Source organism: Lutibacter holmesii (assembly GCF_042679665.1).
Lineage (GTDB): Bacteria > Bacteroidota > Bacteroidia > Flavobacteriales > Flavobacteriaceae > Lutibacter > Lutibacter holmesii.
Genome location: NZ_JBHTMV010000004.1, coordinates 682,222 through 702,596, shown reverse-complemented (window position 1 = coordinate 702,596; position 20,375 = coordinate 682,222). Strand labels below are relative to the sequence as shown.

General features: G+C 30.0%; 15 protein-coding genes. 6 read left to right on the top strand and 9 right to left on the bottom strand.

What is annotated here, in order from left to right; translation table 11 throughout:
- Window positions 1-180: 180 nt before the first annotated feature.
- Window positions 181-2,697, top strand: coding sequence for a PIG-L family deacetylase (locus tag ACFQ5N_RS11450; protein WP_386809637.1), 2,517 nt, complete (start codon window positions 181-183; stop codon window positions 2,695-2,697).
- A gap of 109 nt (window positions 2,698-2,806) precedes the next feature.
- Complete coding sequence (locus ACFQ5N_RS11445; RefSeq protein WP_386809635.1) at window positions 2,807-4,501, top strand: sodium:solute symporter; 1,695 nt, start codon at window positions 2,807-2,809, stop codon at window positions 4,499-4,501.
- Window positions 4,502-4,713: 212 nt separating this feature from the next.
- Here the strand turns inward: ACFQ5N_RS11445 and ACFQ5N_RS11440 are convergent, their stop codons facing one another.
- The 5 genes from ACFQ5N_RS11440 to ACFQ5N_RS11420 form a co-directional block, all read right to left on the bottom strand.
- Entirely contained in the window at window positions 4,714-5,556 is an 843-nt protein-coding gene (locus tag ACFQ5N_RS11440; protein ID WP_386809634.1) for a DUF2911 domain-containing protein, read from the bottom strand.
- A gap of 100 nt (window positions 5,557-5,656) precedes the next feature.
- Window positions 5,657-7,297 carry a gliding motility-associated ABC transporter substrate-binding protein GldG gene (gene gldG / locus ACFQ5N_RS11435; RefSeq protein ID WP_386809633.1) on the bottom strand — a complete coding sequence of 547 codons (1,641 nt, stop codon included), beginning with the start codon at window positions 7,295-7,297 and terminating at the stop codon, window positions 5,657-5,659.
- A complete protein-coding gene (gene gldF, locus ACFQ5N_RS11430; protein WP_386809632.1) occupies window positions 7,287-8,015 on the bottom strand; it encodes a gliding motility-associated ABC transporter permease subunit GldF in 729 nt (242 codons plus the stop codon). Before gldF ends, gldG begins: the two co-directional genes overlap by 11 nt.
- 5 nt (window positions 8,016-8,020) lie before the next feature.
- Window positions 8,021-8,317 carry a putative quinol monooxygenase gene (locus ACFQ5N_RS11425; RefSeq protein ID WP_386809631.1) on the bottom strand — a complete coding sequence of 99 codons (297 nt, stop codon included), beginning with the start codon at window positions 8,315-8,317 and terminating at the stop codon, window positions 8,021-8,023.
- A gap of 15 nt (window positions 8,318-8,332) precedes the next feature.
- On the bottom strand, window positions 8,333-9,163 hold the full coding sequence (locus ACFQ5N_RS11420; protein ID WP_386809630.1) for an SAM hydrolase/SAM-dependent halogenase family protein: 831 nt from the start codon (window positions 9,161-9,163) through the stop codon (window positions 8,333-8,335).
- A 179-nt stretch (window positions 9,164-9,342) separates the two neighbouring features.
- On the opposite strand from ACFQ5N_RS11420, the gene ACFQ5N_RS11415 reads away from it, so the two are divergent.
- Window positions 9,343-10,296: a PhoH family protein gene (locus ACFQ5N_RS11415; protein WP_386809629.1), complete on the top strand. Its 954-nt coding sequence runs from the start codon at window positions 9,343-9,345 to the stop codon at window positions 10,294-10,296.
- On the top strand, window positions 10,289-11,239 hold the full coding sequence (locus ACFQ5N_RS11410; RefSeq protein ID WP_386809628.1) for a phosphoribosylaminoimidazolesuccinocarboxamide synthase: 951 nt from the start codon (window positions 10,289-10,291) through the stop codon (window positions 11,237-11,239). The genes ACFQ5N_RS11415 and ACFQ5N_RS11410 overlap by 8 nt, the downstream gene beginning before the upstream one ends.
- A 65-nt stretch (window positions 11,240-11,304) precedes the next feature.
- Here ACFQ5N_RS11410 and ACFQ5N_RS11405 read toward each other — a convergent pair whose 3' ends face one another.
- From ACFQ5N_RS11405 to ACFQ5N_RS11390, 4 genes are all read right to left on the bottom strand, one after another.
- Window positions 11,305-12,726, bottom strand: coding sequence for a bifunctional metallophosphatase/5'-nucleotidase (locus ACFQ5N_RS11405; protein ID WP_386809627.1), 1,422 nt, complete (start codon window positions 12,724-12,726; stop codon window positions 11,305-11,307).
- A 10-nt stretch (window positions 12,727-12,736) separates the two neighbouring features.
- A complete protein-coding gene (locus ACFQ5N_RS11400) occupies window positions 12,737-13,171 on the bottom strand; it encodes a hypothetical protein (RefSeq protein ID WP_386809626.1) in 435 nt (144 codons plus the stop codon).
- A 79-nt stretch (window positions 13,172-13,250) separates the two neighbouring features.
- Window positions 13,251-15,146 (bottom strand): membrane protein insertase YidC, encoded by a 1,896-nt coding sequence (gene yidC, locus ACFQ5N_RS11395; RefSeq protein WP_386809625.1) that lies wholly within the window; start codon window positions 15,144-15,146, stop codon window positions 13,251-13,253.
- 110 nt (window positions 15,147-15,256) lie between these two features.
- On the bottom strand, window positions 15,257-16,870 hold the full coding sequence (locus ACFQ5N_RS11390) for a CTP synthase (protein WP_386809624.1): 1,614 nt from the start codon (window positions 16,868-16,870) through the stop codon (window positions 15,257-15,259).
- A gap of 289 nt (window positions 16,871-17,159) precedes the next feature.
- On the opposite strand from ACFQ5N_RS11390, the gene rpmH reads away from it, so the two are divergent.
- Complete coding sequence (rpmH, locus tag ACFQ5N_RS11385) at window positions 17,160-17,321, top strand: 50S ribosomal protein L34 (RefSeq protein WP_386809623.1); 162 nt, start codon at window positions 17,160-17,162, stop codon at window positions 17,319-17,321.
- Window positions 17,322-17,463: 142 nt separating this feature from the next.
- Entirely contained in the window at window positions 17,464-20,316 is a 2,853-nt protein-coding gene (carB, locus tag ACFQ5N_RS11380; protein WP_386809622.1) for a carbamoyl-phosphate synthase large subunit, read from the top strand.
- Window positions 20,317-20,375 lie beyond the last annotated feature (59 nt).

Here is a 20,375-nt window from a genome sequence, read left to right as displayed (position 1 = left end):
GTATTCAAAAAGATATTTATTAACAGTTTTAAGGTGGTAAATATAACGTAAAATATACCATTTTAGGTAGTTATAAATGTATTTTAAAAAAAGTTATAATTATGTTAATATGATTATTTTTAAAGGGGTTCCTAGCATATAAATTTTATATTTGTTTTTACTACTAAAAACTAATTTTACATGAAGAAATACTTTACATTTCTGTTATTTACTATTGTTTCAATTCCTTTAATTTTTGCTCAAGCTCCTAAAAAACCTACTTCAGGTGAAATTTATGATGCTATTCAAAAGTTAAATTTTTTAGGAACTGTATTATACATTGCTGCACATCCTGATGATGAAAACACTCGATTAATTTCATACATGGCGAATGATGTAAAAGCCAGAACTGCTTATTTAAGTTTAACACGTGGTGATGGTGGTCAAAACCTTGTTGGTCCTGAAATTAGAGAATTACTTGGTGTAATTAGAACTCAAGAATTATTAGCTGCCAGAAATATTGATGGTGGAGAACAGTTTTTTACACGTGCCAATGATTTTGGGTATTCAAAGCACCCCAATGAAACTTTGGAAATTTGGAATAAAGAGGAGGTTCTAAAAGATGTTGTAGCCGTAATAAGAAAGTTTCAACCTGATGTTATTATCAATCGTTTCGATCATAGAACTCCTGGTTCAACACACGGACACCATACAACTTCAGCCGTTTTAAGTGTTGAAGCTTTTGATTTGGCTTCAAATAAAGAGTATAAAACATATTTAGAAAATGATGCTTCTTGGCAACCAACACGTTTATTTTTTAATACTTCGTATTGGTTTTATGGAGGTATAGAAAAATTTGAAAAAGCAGATAAATCAAACTTGTTAAGTATTGATGTTGGAACGTATTATCCAAGCAAAGGATTGTCAAACAGCGAAATTGCATCTTTAAGTAGAAGTCAGCATCAATCTCAAGGGTTTGGTAATACGGGAACAAGAGGTTCTCAAACTGAGTATTTAGAGTTTTTAAAAGGTGATTTTCCTAAAAGTAAAACAGTTTTTGAGGGTATTGATACAAGTTGGAATAGAGTAGAAGGTGGTTCAGAAATTGGTGAAATTTTACATAAGGTTGAAGCGGATTTTGATTTTAAAAATCCGGCTGCTAGTATTAAAAATTTGGTAAAAGCATATGCATTAATTCAAAAATTGAATAATGAACATTGGAGAACAATTAAATCTGAAGAGATAAAAAATGTTATTGCAGCGTGTGCTGGTTTGTATATTGAAGCTGTAGCTAACAATTCTTCAACTACACCAGGATCAAAAAACATACTTAAAATTGAAGCTATTAATAGAAGTGATTTTCCAATGACTTTGGAAAATATTACTATTGAGCCATTAAATTTAAAAGAAGAAAAGTTGATTAAGTTGTCAAATAACAATTCTCAAAAACTCACAATGAATATTGATATTCCTTTAAATATCAATCAAACATATCCATATTGGTTAAATAAAAAAGGAAGTTTAGGAATGTATACAGTTGAAGATTCCAATCTGATTAGTTTACCTGAAACTCCAAGGGCTGTTTTTGCAGATTTTAGTATAAATTTTAACGGACAAAAAATAAATTTCACTAAAGAAGTTATATACAAATATAACGATCCTGTAAAAGGTGAAGTGTATCAGCCATTTGAAATATTACCAGAAGTTTCTGCTTCCTTTGAAGAGAAAGTTTATATTTTCTCAACCCAAGAAGCTCAAAAAGTTGCTGTTAAAGTAAAATCAGTAAAAGATAATTTAAAAGGAAAGTTAATTTTTTGTGGACCCGAAAATTGGAATTTTTCACCTGAAAGTTTTGAGTTTAATTTAACTCAAAAAGGAGAAGAACAAGTTTTTGAATTTGAAGTAACGCCGCCAAGTGAACAATCAGAGGGATTAATTTCTCCAATTGTTGAAATAGAAGGAAAAACATATACCAATGAATTGGTTGAAATTGATTATGAATATATTCCGTTTCAATCTATTATAATGCCTTCTGAAGCAAAAGTTGTTCGTTTAAACATTGAAAAGAAAGGACAAGTAATTGGTTATATTCAAGGAGCAGGAGATGTAATTCCTACTAGTTTACGTCAAATAGGTTATACGGTGGTAGAATTAAATGAAGATGATATAACTCCTGAGAAATTAGCGAATTTTGATGCTGTAATTTTAGGTATTAGAGCTTATAATACTAATGAAAGATCTAAGTTTTATCAAAAGTATTTACACAATTATGTGTACAATGGTGGTACTATGATAGTGCAATACAATACAAGTCATCGTTTAAAAGTAGATGAAGTTGGGCCTTATCCAATTGAATTGTCAAGAGATCGTGTAACAGATGAAAATTCAGAAGTAAGAATCTTAAATCCAACACATGAATTGTTAAATTATCCAAATAAAATTGTTTCTTCTGATTTTGATGGTTGGGTACAAGAACGTGGTTTGTATTTCCCTAAAAAATGGGATGAAAATTATGAGACTATAATTAGTATCAACGATAAAAATGAAACTCCTAAAGATGGGAGTTTGTTAGTGGCAAAATATGGAGAAGGTACATTTATGTATACAGGTTTAAGTTTATTTAGAGAGTTACCAGCAGGTGTTCCTGGTGCTTATAAACTATTTGCAAATATGCTCTCAGTTGGGAAAAATAATTCAGAAAAACCACTAAAAAACTAAAATGGAAAAGCCTAAATATATTTGGAAAAAGGAATATTCAGCAGTATTAATTGCCAATGCTGTTTACATTGTATTGTTTTATATTTTAACCAACTTATTCTCTTAAATTATGCAACAGTTAGACTGGATTATACTTATTGGAACTTTGTTGTTTATTGTTGCCTACGGAGCTTATAAAACAAAAGGAAGTAAAAATGTAACCGATTATATTAAAGGTGGAAGTGAAGCAAAATGGTGGACAATAGGTTTGTCTGTTATGGCTACACAAGCAAGTGCTATTACGTTTTTATCTACGCCCGGACAAGCATTTCATAGCGGAATGGGTTTTGTTCAATTCTATTTTGGATTGCCCATTGCAATGGTTATTATTTGTTTGGTATTTATTCCTATTTACCACCGTTTAAAAGTGTTTACTGCTTATGAATATTTAGAAACTCGTTTTGATTTAAAAACACGTAGTTTGGCTGCTATTTTATTTTTAGTGCAACGTGGGCTTGCAGCTGGAATTACCATTTTTGCTCCTGCAATTATTTTGTCTGCTGTTTTGGGTTGGGATTTAACAACCTTAAATATTATTATTGGAACGTTGGTTATTATTTATACAGTTACCGGTGGAACAAAAGCAGTTAGTGTGACTCAAAAGCAACAAATGGGCGTTATTTTTGCTGGAATGTTTGTAGCTTTTTATTTAATAGTAAGTTACTTGCCCGCTGATATTAATTTTACCAACGCTTTAAAAATTGCTGGTGCTAGTGGTAAAATGGAAGTGTTAGATTTTTCTTTTAATTTAGATAATAGATATACGTTTTGGAGTGGAATTATTGGAGGAAGTTTTTTAGCACTCTCTTATTTTGGAACAGACCAAAGTCAAGTGCAGCGTTATTTATCTGGAAAATCTATAAAAGAAATGCAGTGGGGATTAATTTTTAATGGATTGTTAAAAGTTCCTATGCAATTTTTTATTTTATTGGTTGGTGTTATGGTGTTTGTGTTTTATCAATTCAATGCTTCACCTTTAAATTTTAATCCTGCCGCAACTAAGATTGTTCACGAATCTAAATTTGCTGATGAGTATAAAGCATTAGAACTAAAACATAAAGATATTGAACAGCAAAAAGCCATTGCAAGTTTAAATTATGGAAAGGATTTAAAAAATGTTTCGTATGTTGAAGAAATTAAAAGATTGAATGCTTTAGAAATTGAAAATAGAGCACAAGCAAAAGCTGTTATTTCTAAAGCGGATGCTTCTGCAGAAACAAACGATAAAGATTATGTGTTTATTCATTTCATTCTAAATAATTTACCAAGAGGTTTAATTGGTTTGTTGTTAGCCGTTATTTTATCTGCAGCAATGTCAAGTACAGCTTCAGAATTAAATGCGTTGGCAAGTACCACAGCTATAGATTTATATAAGCGAAATGTAAAAACAGATAAAACGGATGCACATTATGTAAAAGCATCAAAATGGTTTACACTGGCTTGGGGACTTATTGCAATTTTAGTTGCAAGTGTAGCTAGTTTATTTGATAATTTAATTCAGTTAGTAAATATAATCGGTTCTATTTTTTATGGAAATGTTTTAGGGATTTTCTTGTTGGCATTTTTCATAAAGTTTGTGAAAAGTAACGCAGTTTTTGTAGCAGCTTTATTTACACAAGGAATTGTAATTTCATTGTATTTATTAGACAAATATGAATACATTAATTTACCTTATTTATGGTTGAATTTTGTAGGGTGTTTTACTGTAATGACTCTTGCAGTACTTATTCAATATTTGAGCAAAAACAAATTAGAAACCGTTTAAAAAGGTACCATTCATTGTAGGTGAAATAATAAAGAATAAAAAATCTAACAGTAACAATTAAAGTTGATTTTGTATTAAAGTTCGTTGGTTTTCTTCTTGATGTATTGTGAGAAGTAATTTAAAAGTATTCTTTAACAAAACAGTAGATATACAAAAAGCGCATTTTTGAAATTTTCAAAAATGCGCTTTTTTAGTATGTAATTCTAAATTGCTTATTTAGTCCATTCAGCAATTGATTCTTTATTCATTTTAACGTAATCTGCATTACCAGCTTTTTCAGCACCAGCCAATGATTTTTTTGCAGTTTCAATAGCACCTTTTGTATCACCTAAATCAGCTTGAATTAAGCTCATTCTACGTAAATACCAAAAAGGAGGATTTTCTCCTGCAGTAGCTAATTTCATCCATTCTAAAGCTTTATTTAAGTCTTTACCTTCATTGTGGTAGTACGTTGCTGCTTGAAAATAATCGTTTCCTGATGGACCAGCCATTACTTTTTCAATGCTTTTTGAAGTTAATTTGTCTGTTGGAACATCTACTTTTACACCAACATAAACATTTTCCCATAAGAAGCCAATTACTGCAGATTTTGAAGTTAAATCATCTATAGAAATTGTAAAAGTTTCAATTGGCATTGGCATTGCTTCAATTTTAGCAGTTGTTTTTGCTACAATATTGTTTTCATCCCATTTTTTTGGAGTTCCCCAATTATTTGATTCGCTATAAAAAATGACATCCCAAGAAGTTTCATTTGGAATCGTGTAAATTGCATAAGTTCCTTTTTTTAACTCTTTTCCGTCAATAGAAACATTGTCGCTAAATGTAATTTTTGTGTTGGCATTTGCGCCTGTTCTCCAAGTTTTTCCGTAAGGTACCAAATCACCAAAAATAGTTCTACCTCTCATTCCAGGTCTAGAATATTCAATAGTAATATCAGTTAAGCCAACAACTTGTTCAATTTTAGCTGTAGGGCTTGGTTGAGGTGTTTTAATTTGTGCATTTATTGCTGAAGAAAATCCAACGAATAAGCAAAGGATAAATAGTCTTTTAATCATTGTAGTGTATTTTAGTTAAGTAACAAATATAACACATATAAAAACCTTCAAATTAAGTAACTATAATTTTAACAATACTTTAAGAGGTACTAAAATTTAATTATTGGTATTTTTTCTTTCTAAAATAGTTGAAAATTACGCCAAAAATTGCCAATAAAAGTAATGGAAAAAGTATGTTTATTAGTTGCCAAGTAGTAGCTTCATTAAAGGCTTTTTCTTTGTCTAAAAAGTTTATTTTAATATGTTTAGCTCTAATGTTTATCAATCCAATATCATCTAATAAATAGTTTACTGAGTTCAATAAAAATTCTTTATTTCCATAACGTTGATTGCTCCATTTATCAACTCCTAATTCTAAAGGTTGTCCTTTTGAAATTGCATTTGCAATAATATCACCGTCGGCAACAATAATCATTTTAGTTTGATTGCTTTGTTCTTTTGAGTTTGGAATTAGGTATGGTTTTGTACGGCCGGCGTAACCAGATTTAAAATTTCCTTCAAGTAAAACAGCCAAAGGAATATGTCCGTTTTTATATGTTGAAGGGTTTATTTTTTCGGCAATAGATTTTAAAGCAATAATTGATGGTGTACCTTGAGATTTAGAAATTTCAGAACTTTCTAATAAAATGGTTTTTTGAATATCATTTTTTAAGGTGTCAATACTATTTGCAAATTTTAAATTAACAGCTTCAATATTTGTGTTTATTGGATGGTTGTTTGTTGAATTTACCAACGGAAAATAGTTCCAGTTGAAAGAGCTAAACTGTGTTTGATTTCCTACATTACCTGTTGCTAACGGAATTTTAGAGCTATAAACATCGTTTACTAAGTCGTAATTAATTCTAAAGCCATAATTAAAAAACAAATCTGTTAAATTTAAATCTCTTGGATACGCCAAAGATTCTCCTGTTTGCATTAAACTATCCAATTCAGCTTGTACGTTGTCAATTAACCATAATGATTTTCCGCCATTCATAGTGTATTGATCTAACGTATACTTTTCTTCTTCAGTAAAATGCTTTGTAGGTTTTGAAATAATAATTAAATCAAATTTGGTTAGTGCTTCGTATGTTTTTTGAGGCTGCGTAGCAACAGAGTCTAAAGTAAAAGGAGCTAAGCGATAGTACTCTCTTAATTTTCTTAAAAAGTCAGCAATATAAATATCATTTAATTCACCATTTCCTTTAATAATGGCAATCTTTTTTTCTTTTTTAGAAGTAAGTATATGAATGGCATTAGTAAAAGCATATTCTAAATTTTGAATAGAACTTTCTAACTGTTCATTTTGTGAATTTGCAAAAATATCTTTTAAAAGCGAAACAGGCTCTGTTTTGTTTTTATAGGAAACAACAGCCCAAGGAAAAATAACAATTTCAGATAATTTTCCGTTTTCTTGTACTTGTAAACGACTTGGTTTTAACCCTTTTTCAACTAATTCTTCAGCAATATCTTTTGGGTTTATAAATCTAAATTGTATGTTTTTGTTGATCGCTTTTAATTCTTCTAAATGTAATTTAGTTTCAGTTTGTAAACGTTTAAATTCTGCAGGAAAATCACCTTCTAAATATACTTTTATAAAAATTGGTTCCTCAATTGCTTCTACAATGTTTACAGAAGTTTTTGATAAAGTATACCTGTGATCTTCGGTTAAATCAAACCTTTTGTATAGGTTATAGCTTATAATGTTTATAACTAATAAACCTAAAAAAACAACTGCTATTTTAGAATACTTATGCTGCATGTTGTATTCTAAATTTAGTGATAAATAAAAATAAAAAAGTGATAGAAGCAAAATACACTAAATCACGAGAATCTAATACACCTTTTCCAATGCTGTTAAAATGTTCTAGCATTCCAAATTGCTGTAAAGTGTAGTTAAAATTACTTAATGTGCTTAGAGTTGAAAGTGCTTCAAACCCGTAAAAAAGGAAAAAAGTGATGCAAATTGCAATTAAAAAAGAAACAATTTGGTTTTTTGAAATTGTAGATGCAAAAATACCAATTGTAACATATGCACTACTTAAAAAAATAAGCCCAATAAAAGAGCCAAATGTGGTTCCAAAGTTGAGGTTTCCTTTAGGATTTCCTAATTGATAAATACTGTAAGCATAAATAACTGTTGGAATTATAGCAAGTAATACTAAAACCAATGCACCTAAATATTTACCAATAACAATTTCCCAGTTTGTAAAAGGTTTTGTTTTTAAAATTTCAATAGTTCCGGTATTCAATTCATCTGAAAAACTGCGCATTGTTATAGCAGGAATTAAAAAGATGAAAATCCAAGGCGCTAAAAAAAAGTAGCTATTTAAATCTGCAAATCCGGCGTGTAAAAAATTGAAATCACCTTCAAAAACCCATAAAAACAAACCATTTATTATTAAATAAATAACAATCACCAAATAGCCTATTGGTGAAGCAAAAAATGAATTTATTTCTTTTATAAAAATAGCTTTCATTTAAATTAGTTTAAACTTTCAATTTTATCAACGCTCCAAGCAACAGGTTTGTTATTGAACAATATTTTTGTTTTTGCCCAAACACTTTTAAAAAGTTGAGAGTTTTTGTAGGCTTCTAAATGTTCTGTAGTTTCCCAATAGCTGTAAGTGAAATAGGTTGATTCATCATTTTTATCTTGATATAATTCTAATAAACGGCAACCGTTAAAATTTCGTATGTTTTGTTTGTTGTTATTGAAGTTTTCTAAGAAAACCGCCACTTTTGAAGGCTTAAAACTCATTTTAACAATTCGAACAAACATATTTTAATGCAGATTTTAGGTGAATTTTATAGAAATTACATCTCTATAATTTAATCCAAGTAATGATGATGCTCCGCCTACAGTATTTAAATTACTTCGGTACATTGCAATTTCTAAGTAATTAGCTGAATTAAAAATAGCTAGTCTAGTTCCATCTTTTTGGCGCACATCTTTTGTTTCAGAAAAGTCAATAATATCACTGTATTTATTATTAATTTTATTGAAAGTATATTTATTAGCAATCACTTCAAAGTCTCTACCTTTTCCAACTTCGTTAAATAATTTTCTATTTATATTACTAATTGAATTCCCATAATTGTCAATATAAATAATATTGCCTTGAATGGTTTTTTTGTCATCAGAAATATTTGGTTGCAATTCAACCAACTTTTTATATTCTGAAATAACTTTACCAATAACTTCTAAAGTTCCACCTCGTGAAATATGACAAGCAACTTTAACAAAAACGTCCAATACAGGGAAACTTGTTGAAACTCGGTCGTGTATATTTATTTCTACAATTTTTTCAGGTTTAATTTCAGAAGCTAACAACGAAATAATTCCATTGTCCGGACAAATAAAATAATGATTGTCTAATTTTAAAGCAATGTGTTTATTTATTTCATTTAATTCAGAATCAACACCAATAATATGAATACTTCCTTCAGGAAAACTTTTGTAAGCGTTTTTTAAAATATAGGCCGTTTCAGTAATATTAAACGGAGATATTTGATGAGATATATCAACAATTCTGGCATTAGGCAACTCTCCATAAATGGTACCTTTAATGGCTCCCACAAAATGGTCCTTTATTCCAAAATCAGTTGTAAGCGTAATTATCGACATATAAAATGCGAGCGATTTTTTTTAAATTAACATTAATTATATACTTAATAAAATGTTTAAAACTTATTAGAGTAGGTTTAACTTTTGTTATTAGATATAATTAAATTTGTTATGCAAATCTAATCAATTATTCGGTTTATTTGCACACAATTTTTCATTTAAACTTAACATATATCCATTTGAACGAACGTCTAATTGAACTAACTGATATTAACCCAAATGACTTATTTGGGACTCATAATTCACATATTGAAATGTTAAAAAAGTATTATCCAAAGCTTAAAATTGTAGCTAGAGGAAATACTTTAAAAGCTTTTGGAGAACCCGATATTTTAGATGAATTTGAAAAGCGTCTTGAAATGTTGATGAAATATTTAAGTAGGTACAATAAATTAGATGAAAATAGTATTGAACGTATTTTAACTTCAACAGGGAAAGAACAAATTAACGCAAAAACAGTTGACGGAGTTTTAGTTCATGGCGTAGGAGGTAAGCTTATTAAACCAAAAACGTTGAATCAACGTAAAATGGTTGAGAAAATGACCAAAAATGATATGCTTTTTGCAATTGGTCCTGCAGGAACCGGTAAAACATATACGGCCGTAGCTTTAGCGGTAAAAGCGCTAAAAGAAAAAGAAGTTAGAAGAATTGTGTTAACTCGTCCAGCAGTAGAATCTGGTGAAAATTTAGGTTTTTTACCTGGAGATATGAAAGAAAAGCTAGATCCATATATGCAACCATTGTATGATGCATTACGTGATATGATTCCTTTTGAGCGGTTAGATTCGTATATTGAAAAAGGAATTATTGAAATTGCACCATTGGCGTTTATGCGAGGAAGAACATTAGATAATGCATTTGTAATTTTAGACGAAGCACAAAATACCACACACAATCAAATGAAAATGTTTTTGACGCGTATGGGAAAAAGTGCTAAATTTATCATCAACGGAGATCCAGGACAAATTGATTTACCTAGACGTCAAGTTTCAGGTTTAAAAGAAGCTTTATTAACTTTAAAAGAGGTTAAAGGAATTGCATTTGTTTATTTAGATGATAAAGACGTGATAAGACATAGATTAGTAAAACATATAATTTCAGCATATAAAAGTATTGAAGTAGGCAATGAGTAATACAATTAATGATACAAATTTTAACTTTCCAGGACAAAAGAATGTGTACAAAGGGAAAGTTCGTGAGGTTTATAATTTAAACGACGAAACGTTAGTAATGATTGCTTCAGATAGGCTTTCTGCTTTTGATGTAGTAATGCCAAAACAAATTCCTTATAAAGGTCAAATTTTAAACCAAATAGCTTCTAAAATGTTAGCTGCAACACAAGATATTGTTCCAAATTGGATTTTGGGAATTCCAGATCCGAACGTTGCTGTAGGGCATATGTGTAATCCGTTTAAAGTTGAAATGGTAATTAGAGGTTATATGAGCGGTCATGCAGCACGTGAATATAAATTGGGGAAAAGAATGTTGTGTGGTGTTCCAATGCCTGAAGGAATGAAGGAAAACGATAAGTTTCCTGAACCTATAATTACACCAGCTACAAAGGCTGAAGATGGAGACCACGACGAAGATATTTCAAAAGAAGATATTGTTGCTAAAGGAATTGTATCTGCTGAAGATTATGCAGTTTTAGAAAGTTATACAAAAGCTTTATTTAAAAGAGGAACTGAAATTGCCGCTGAGCGTGGTTTAATTTTGGTGGATACAAAATATGAATTTGGAAAAACAAAAGATGGCCAAATTTTATTAATAGATGAAATTCATACACCTGACTCTTCTAGATATTTTTATGCTGAAGGCTATGAAGAAAGACAAAAGAAAGGCGAAAGTCAAAAGCAATTATCAAAGGAGTTTGTGAGACAATGGTTAATTGAAAATAATTTTCAAGGTTTAGAAGGGCAAACTGTTCCGGAAATGAGCGATGAGAAGATTCAAGAAATATCTGAAAGATATATTGAATTGTACGAAAAAATAACCGGAGAATCGTTTGTGAAATCTGATGTGAGTAATATTACTGAAAGAATTGAAAAAAATGTGCTTGCTTTTTTAAACAAGTAATTAAGTTATTTTAAAAACATAAAATCTTCTCAGGCTTTTAAAAAGTTTTGAGAAGATTTTTTTATTTACTCAAATTTAAAATAATTGATAGTAGTTGAATAATTTATAGGTGCTGCATTATTTTTTAAATGGTTGATGATTGTTTCTGCTGTGGTAAAATTTTTGAGTGTAGGTGTTTGAGTAAAAAATGAATCATAAACGGCAGGAATGTAATCATTCATACCAATAGTTAATGTACTATTATCATCCAAAATTTGATTGTTTTTAGAAATGGTAATAGTTCCGTTTTCTTGCTCAATTTCAATACCTGCATAATAAAGAGAGGCTTTAGATTTGGTTAAAAAGTCCTTTATTTCACCAACAGTCATGGTGTAGGTTACGCTTCCATTATTAAAAGGGTCAATGCTATAAATTTCGTTAATTAAAATATCTCCTTGATCTAAAATATTACGTATTCCTCCTGTATTTTGAAAAGTGGCATCTACATTCATTTCAACTCTTAGTGCATCTGTATAAAAGCTTCCAACAGCACTTTTTGAATGGTAAGCTTCAGCAAAACCAATTACTTCAGTTAAGTTGGCATTTTTATTATAATTTTCTATAGTACTTTTAATGGAGCTATCTTCATTTGTATAATTTTCTAAATCAATTAAACTATACGTGTAGTTTTCAATTTTTTTATCTTTAATTGTTATTTTAATTTTTCCTAAATATTTTAAGTTTGATCCGGCTTGAAAAACAGGAATGTTATTTGTTTCAACATTAATGATTGAATGTGAATGTCCTCCAATAATCATATCAAAATAGGGACTTTTAGTCGCTAAATTACTGTCAGCACCTTTTCCTAAATGCGTTAAAGCAATATATAAATCAGAACCTTCAACAGATTTTATATTGGAATAATTGTCAATCACATCGGTATACTTTTGGAAGGTTAAGTTTTGAACTCTCCAAGGATGTGTTGAAGGAATAACAGCATCTTCCTTTCCGTTGGTTTCAACCAATCCAAGGAATGTTACTTTTACATTGTTTTTTGTAATTGTTTTATATTCGAAAGGAGCTGGTATTCCTGAGGAATTCATTGCTACATTAGCACAAACCCAATCGAATTCAGATTGTGTAAAGCGGTCTTTTAAAATGGTTTCTCCATAGTCAAACTCGTGGTTTCCAATAACTGAAATATCAAAACCCACTTTATTCATTAAATCAATCATAGGGAATCCTTTTTCTTGATGATTATCTACAACTGGATTTCCTGAGAAAATATCACCGCTGCAGGTAACTATAACGTTGGTTTCTTTTTTTTCTTGATCTATAATATATTTAATTTTCGAGAAATTATTTATTTGTCCGTGCTGATCGTTGATGTGAAATATGGTTAATTCTTTTAGTTCATTTTCTGAAGTTGGAATTGTTGTATTACTGTCTTTTGAACAAAATGTAAAAGTAAATACAAGTAAAGCAAAAAATATATTTTTAAATTTCATTGGGGTTTTATTAAGCGAGTTCAGGGAAATCACTCAAAATTACATTATTTTTTTGAGTAATATTATTTTGTAGAATCCAACCTAAAGCTTTTTCGTTGGTTGTGAAAATCTCTATGTCTTGATTTTTATTAGTGAGCAAAGATTTATAAATAGTTGTAGATACTACTTGGCTAGGTGTGTCTGTAATTAAGGCAATTTTTCTTCTCTGGTTAAACGGCGGCCGTTTATTGTTAAACGCAGCAAATTTTTCAATATCAATTGTTGAAGCGCTAAATTCTACTTTTTTTAGGTTGATAAAATAATTCATCCCTGTTTGAAAATCATTGTGAGCAAACAATTTTCTTTTAAAATTAAGATAAGATTCTAAATCTAATTTACCAGAATGTATTTCTACAATTAAATTATAAGTTACATAAATGTGAAATTTGTTTGATATTAAGCTCATTTACAATTTTTTATATAAAGTTAAAAAAAAGTCTCAAAGTTTATACTTTGAGACTTTTATCTTTAAAAAGAAAATAGAATTATTTTTTCTTTTTTTGTTGAGCTTGTTGTTCTTGAGCTTGTTTCATTGCTTCATTTAAGCGTTTCTTAAATTTACCTTCTTTCTTAGGTTTTAATTTATTTGCTTGAATTTTAGCGTGAATTTTATCTTCGTCAATAATGTAATTTTTAATAACCAACATAATTGTTATAGTTAATAAGTTAGATACAAAGTAGTATAAACTTAAGCTACTTGCGTACATATTAAAGAAAATTAACATCATAACAGGCGAGAAGTACATCATCATTTTCATCATCTTTTGCATATCAGGCATTCCTTCTTGCGTAGGTTGCTGCATATTCATTTGTTGACTTTGACTCATTCTCATATAAAAGAAAATTGCAATAGAAGCTAAAATTGGAAATAAACTAATATGAGAACCGTACATTGGAATGTGAAATGGCAATTCAAAAACAGAATCATAAGCAGATAAATCTTCAGCCCATAAAAATCCTTTTTGACGTAAGTCTATATTTGAAGGGAAAAATCTAAATAATGCAAAGAATACAGGCATTTGTAAAACTGCAGGAATACAACCCGCAAGCGGACTTACACCAGCTTTACTTTGAAGCGCCATTGTTTCTTGTTGACGTTTCATTGCATTTTCTTTTCCTGGTAAACGTTTGTTAATTTCTTCCATTTCAGGTTTTAACACCTTCATTTTTGCACTAGATAAGTACGATTTGTAAACTAGTGGAGACATAAAAATACGTACAACAATAGTTAGCAGAATTATAATTAATCCGTAGTTACCAATAAAACCTTGTAACAAATTAAAAACAGGTACAAAAACTACACGATTAATAAACCCAAAAATACCCCAACCTAAGTTTACAACTTCTTTAATGTTGCGGTCATATTTTTTAAGAATTTGGTAATCATTTGGTCCAATATACCAATTCATATTGTAGTCAATTTCACCTCCTTCTAAAGCTAAAGGAGTTTTTAATGAAAATGCTTTTGTAAAAGTATCAGTTTCTTCATCTTGTGTAAGTGTTTTAGAATCTAATTTAGCATTGTCAAATCCTTGTTCAGAAATTAAAATGGTTGAAAAGAAATGTTGCTTAAAAGCTACCCAATTTACATCTGATTCTTCAGCATCATCTTCGCCTCCTACAGAAAGGTAGTCAATTTTTTCATCTTCTTTTTCATAATACATTTCAGTTTGTTGGTTTTCGTAACGAATACTTTTTTCGTGACGATATCCATCCAAACTCCAATCTAAAGTAACTGGTTGAGAGCTATTGATAGTTGTGTTTAAACCTTGGGAACGCATATTGAAATCAACCATATATGCTCCTGGTTTAATAATGTAACTGTATTCTAAAAATTGAGAGCTAGAAACTTTTAATTTCATTGAAAGAATTTGCTCTTCGCCATTTTTAGTTAGTGTTGGCTCAAATAATAAATCTTTTGTATTTAAAGTTCTATTGTCTGTAGTTCCAAAGTTAATGTTAAAAGATGCATTATTATCTTTAATCATATACAACGGTAAAGAGTCGTATGTAACGTGAGACTTAATTAAAGCTTCTTTTATTTGTCCACCTTTATTAGAAATTGTCAGTTTCAAAACATCGTTTTCTAATACTGTTTCAGCATTTGTTAAAGTTGCAGAAGCGGCAAAAGCTCCTAAAGCACTTTTAGCTTTTGCTAAGCTTAAAGAATCTGTTGCTGGTATAGTGGTTTCAGAGTTATTATTGAAACTAGCAGTGTTTGCAGTTGTTTCAGCTTCTTTTTGTAATTGCTCTGTTTCTGCTTTTTTCTGAGCTTCTAATTCTTCAGGTGTAGGTTGGTTGGTATATGCCCACCAAATAAATATTACAAATAATAAACCGAAGCCAATTATTGAATTGTAATCGAATTTTTTTTCTTCCATCTTTGTTTTTAAAATGTCAATTTGTCATTTCGCTTTCTAAAACTTTTTAAAAAGCCCGACAAATGTAGTAAATGTATTGTTATTTATTGATTTTTATTAATGATTGTATATTAGCTCAAAGAGTGTTCCAAACCTGCTTTTATAAAATCAACAAATAAAGGATGTGGGTTTAATACGGTACTTTTATATTCAGGATGGTATTGAACACCAACAAACCAAGGATGCGAAGGTATTTCAACAACTTCAACTAAATTGGTTTTTGGATTTTTACCTGTAGCAATCATTCCAGCAGCTTCAATTTGTTTTAAGTAAGAACTGTTAAACTCATATCTATGTCTGTGACGTTCGCTAATTAAATCTTGTTTATAAATGTCTTTAATTTTGCTATTTTCTTTCAATTCACAATCCCAAGCACCTAAACGCATAGTTCCACCATATTCAGTAATGTCTTTTTGCTCTTCCATTAAGTCAATCACTGGGTTTGAAGTTTCGTCATCCATTTCAGCTGAATTTGCATCAGCTAAGTTTAGAACGTTTCTTGAAAATTCAATAACTGCCATTTGCATTCCTAAACAAATTCCTAAAAACGGAATATTGTTTTCACGTGCATATTTTACAGCATCTATTTTCCCTTCAATTCCACGTTCACCAAAACCAGGAGCTACTAAAATTCCGTTTAAGTTTTTTAATTTTCTAGGAACGTTTAGTGTTGTTAAATCTTCTGAATGAATCCAATTAACTTTTACTTTTACTTCGTTTTCAGCACCAGCGTGTATAAAAGCTTCAGTAATAGATTTGTATGCGTCATGTAACTCTACATACTTACCTATTAATCCAATTTCAATGGTATGCTTAGGGTTTTTAAATTTCTTTAAGAATTTGTTCCAAGCTTCAAGTTCAGGTTGTTTGTCGTTAGAAAGTTGAAGTTTTTTTAATACTACCTTGTCTAAACCTTCTTTAAGCATAAGGTTCGGAACATCGTAAATTGTTTCTGCATCAATAGATTCAATTACATCTTCCTTTTTTACATTGCAAAATAAGGCTAACTTATTTTTAATAGATTCAGAAATACTATGTTCTGTTCTGCAAACTAAAATGTCTGGGCTTACACCACTTTGCATAAGCATTTTAACAGAGTGTTGTGTAGGTTTTGTTTTTAATTCACCCGCAGCAGCTAAAAACGGAACCAAAGTTAAATGAATAACAATTGCATTTTCATGACCTAACTCCCAAAGTAACTGTCTAACAGATTCTACATATGGTAAAGATTCAATATCACCAACAGTTCCTCCAATTTCTGTAATTACAATATCAAACTCACCTGTTTTTCCAAGAATTTGGATTCGGTTTTTAATTTCATCAGTAATATGAGGAATTACTTGAACTGTTTTACCTAAAAATTCACCTTTACGTTCTTTATCAATAACAGATTGATATATTCTACCTGTGGTAACATTGTTGGCTTGTGAGGTAGGTATGTTTAAATAACGCTCATAATGCCCTAAATCTAAATCCGTTTCAGCACCATCATCAGTAACATAGCATTCACCATGTTCATATGGGTTTAAAGTACCAGGGTCAATATTAATATATGGATCAAGTTTTTGTATGGTTACAGAGTAGCCTCTGTCTTGTAGTAATTTGGCTAAAGAAGCTGCAATAATCCCTTTTCCAAGTGAAGATGTAACACCTCCGGTTACAAAAACATATTTAGTATTTTTCATTTATCTCTAGGTTTGCGCAAAAGTACTAACTCTATTTTAGTTGACAAAAGAGAAAAAGAGAAAATTTTCAATTCAAAATTTAGCATATTACTTATATTTGTTGAGTTTTGTGCTTAAAAATGGGTTCAATTTGAACGAGATTTAGGGCTGTTTTAATTTTTTTTAATTTTTTTTATAATCTATTTGTCAAACACAAAACAAATTGTATATTTGCAAACGCTTTTAGAGAGATGATTTTTCTCAGTTGAAAAGCACAAAAAAAGAAACACGATTTTAAAAAATACAAGTAATGCCAAAAAGAACTTATCAGCCTTCGAAGAGAAAGAGAAGAAATAAACACGGTTTTAGAGAGCGTATGGCTTCTGTAACTGGTAGAAAAGTTTTAGCTAGAAGAAGAGCTAAAGGAAGAAAAAGAATTAGTGTTTCTTCTGATCCGAGACCAAAGAAATAATGAAACAGTAGTTTTATATATAAGGTGTTGCTATTTATTAGTAACACCTTTTTTTATGTTTTTTTAATAAGTTTTGAAAACTTAATTTTAGAAAAAAACGAATTTTATTGATATTTACAAAATTTTATACTAACAAGAGAAAATGCCTAAAAACAACAACATTAAGTCGATTTTAATAATTGGATCTGGTCCAATTATCATTGGTCAAGCCTGTGAATTTGATTATTCTGGTTCTCAAGCTATTAGATCTTTAAAAGAAGAAGGAATTGAAGTAACATTAATCAATTCTAATCCTGCAACTATCATGACTGATCCGTCTTTGGCGGATAATGTTTATTTAAAACCATTAACTACAAAATCTATTATTGAGATTTTAAAAATACATCCAAATATTGATGCTGTGTTACCTACAATGGGTGGACAAACAGCATTGAATTTATGTATTGAAGCTGATGACAAAGGTATTTGGGAAGATTTTAATGTAGAGTTAATTGGTGTTGATATTGATGCTATTAATATTACTGAAGATAGAGAGCAGTTTAGAAAATTGATGATTGAAATTGGAGTAGGTCAGGCACCTTCTACTACAGCAACATCATTTTTAAAAGGAAAAGAAATTGCACAAGAATATGGTTTTCCATTGGTAATTCGCCCTTCATTTACTTTAGGAGGTTTTGGAGCTTCAATTGTTTATAAAAAAGAAGACTTTGATGATTTATTAAGTAGAGGTTTAGAAGCTTCTCCTATTCACGAAGTAATTATAGATAAAGCATTACTTGGTTGGAAAGAGTATGAATTAGAATTGTTACGTGATAGTAATGACAATGTTGTAATTGTGTGTACTATTGAAAATATGGATCCAATGGGAATTCATACAGGAGATTCAATTACTGTTGCTCCGGCAATGACTTTAAGTGATTCTACTTTTCAAAAAATGCGTGATATGGCAATTCATATGATGCGTTCTATTGGAGACTTTGCTGGTGGTTGTAATGTTCAGTTTGCTGTAAGTCCTGATGAGAAAGAAGAAATTATTGCAATTGAGATAAATCCACGTGTTTCTCGTTCATCTGCGTTAGCATCAAAAGCAACAGGATATCCTATTGCAAAAATTGCGGCAAAATTAGCAATTGGTTATCATTTAGATGAGTTAAATAACCAAATTACAAAAACTACTTCAGCGTTATTTGAGCCAACATTAGATTATGTAATTGTAAAAATTCCACGTTGGAACTTTGATAAATTTGAAGGTTCAGATAGAACCTTAGGTTTACAAATGAAATCTGTTGGTGAAGTAATGGGAATTGGACGTTGTTTTCAAGAAGCGTTACATAAAGCAACACAATCTTTGGAGATTAAACGTAATGGTTTAGGTGCTGATGGGAAAGGAGTAAAAGATTACGATACCATTATTCAAAAATTAACGTATGCAAGTTGGGATCGTGTTTTTGTAATTTATGATGCTATTCAAATGGGAATTCCATTAAGTAGAATTCATGAAATCACAAAAATTGATATGTGGTATTTAAAGCAATACGAAGAGTTATTGTCTTTAGAAAATGAAATTTCATCAAATAATTTAGAATCTTTATCATATGAATTATTACTTGAAGCAAAACAAAAAGGTTTTGCTGATAGACAAATAGCACATATGTTAAGCTGTTTAGAAAGTGATGTAAAATCAAAAAGAACAGCATTAGATATTCATAGAGTTTATAAGTTGGTTGATACTTGTGCTGCAGAATTTGGAGCGCAAACACCATATTATTATTCAACCTTTGAAAATAAAATGATTACACCTGATGGTGTAAGTAAATCAGACAATGAAAGTATTGTTACTGATAAAAAGAAAATTATTGTATTAGGTTCTGGACCAAATAGAATTGGACAAGGAATTGAATTTGACTACTGTTGTGTTCATGGTGTTTTAGCTGCTAAAGAAGCAGGGTACGAAACAATTATGATTAACTGTAACCCTGAAACAGTTTCAACAGATTTTGATACTGCAGATAAATTATACTTTGAGCCTGTTTTTTGGGAGCATATTTATGATATTATTGAGCACGAAAAACCAGAAGGTGTTATTGTTCAATTAGGTGGTCAAACTGCATTAAAATTAGCTGAAAAACTATCTAAATGGGGTGTTAAAATTATTGGAACTAGTTTTGAAGCACTTGATTTAGCTGAAGATAGAAAGCGTTTTTCTGAGTTATTGGTAGATTTAGATATTCCGTTCCCTAAATATGGTACGGCTACTACAGCTGATGAAGCTGCCGCAATTGCTGATAATTTAGATTTCCCAATTTTAGTTCGTCCTTCATATGTATTAGGTGGTCAAGGGATGAAAATTGTAATTAATAAAGAAGAATTAGAAAAGCATGTGGTTGCTTTGTTAAGAAGTATACCAAACAATATGTTGCTGCTAGATCATTATTTAGACGGTGCTATTGAAGCAGAGGCTGATGCTATTTGTGATGGTGAAGATGTTTATATCATTGGAATTATGGAGCATATTGAGCCTTGTGGAGTGCATTCAGGAGATTCAAATGCAACTTTACCTCCGTTTAATTTAGGTGAGTTTGTAATGCAACAAATAAAAGATCATACAAAGAAAATAGCATTAGCTTTAGAAACTAAAGGATTGATTAATATTCAGTTTGCAGTAAAAGATGATGTTGTTTATATTATTGAAGCAAACCCAAGAGCATCTCGTACAGTTCCATTTATTGCAAAGGCTTACCAAGAGCCATATGTAAATTATGCAACTAAAGTAATGTTAGGTGAAAATAAAGTGAAAGATTTTAATTTCAATCCTCAATTAGAAGGGTACGCAATAAAACAGCCAGTTTTCTCTTTTAATAAATTCCCTAATGTTGATAAAAAATTAGGACCTGAAATGAAATCAACAGGTGAAAGTATTTTGTTTGTTGATAGTTTAAAAGATGATCAATTTTATGAATTGTATTCAAGAAGAAAAATGTATTTGAATAAATAAAAATTAATTTTTTTTTGTTAAAAAGAGCTCCATTATGGAGCTCTTTTTGTTTAACACAA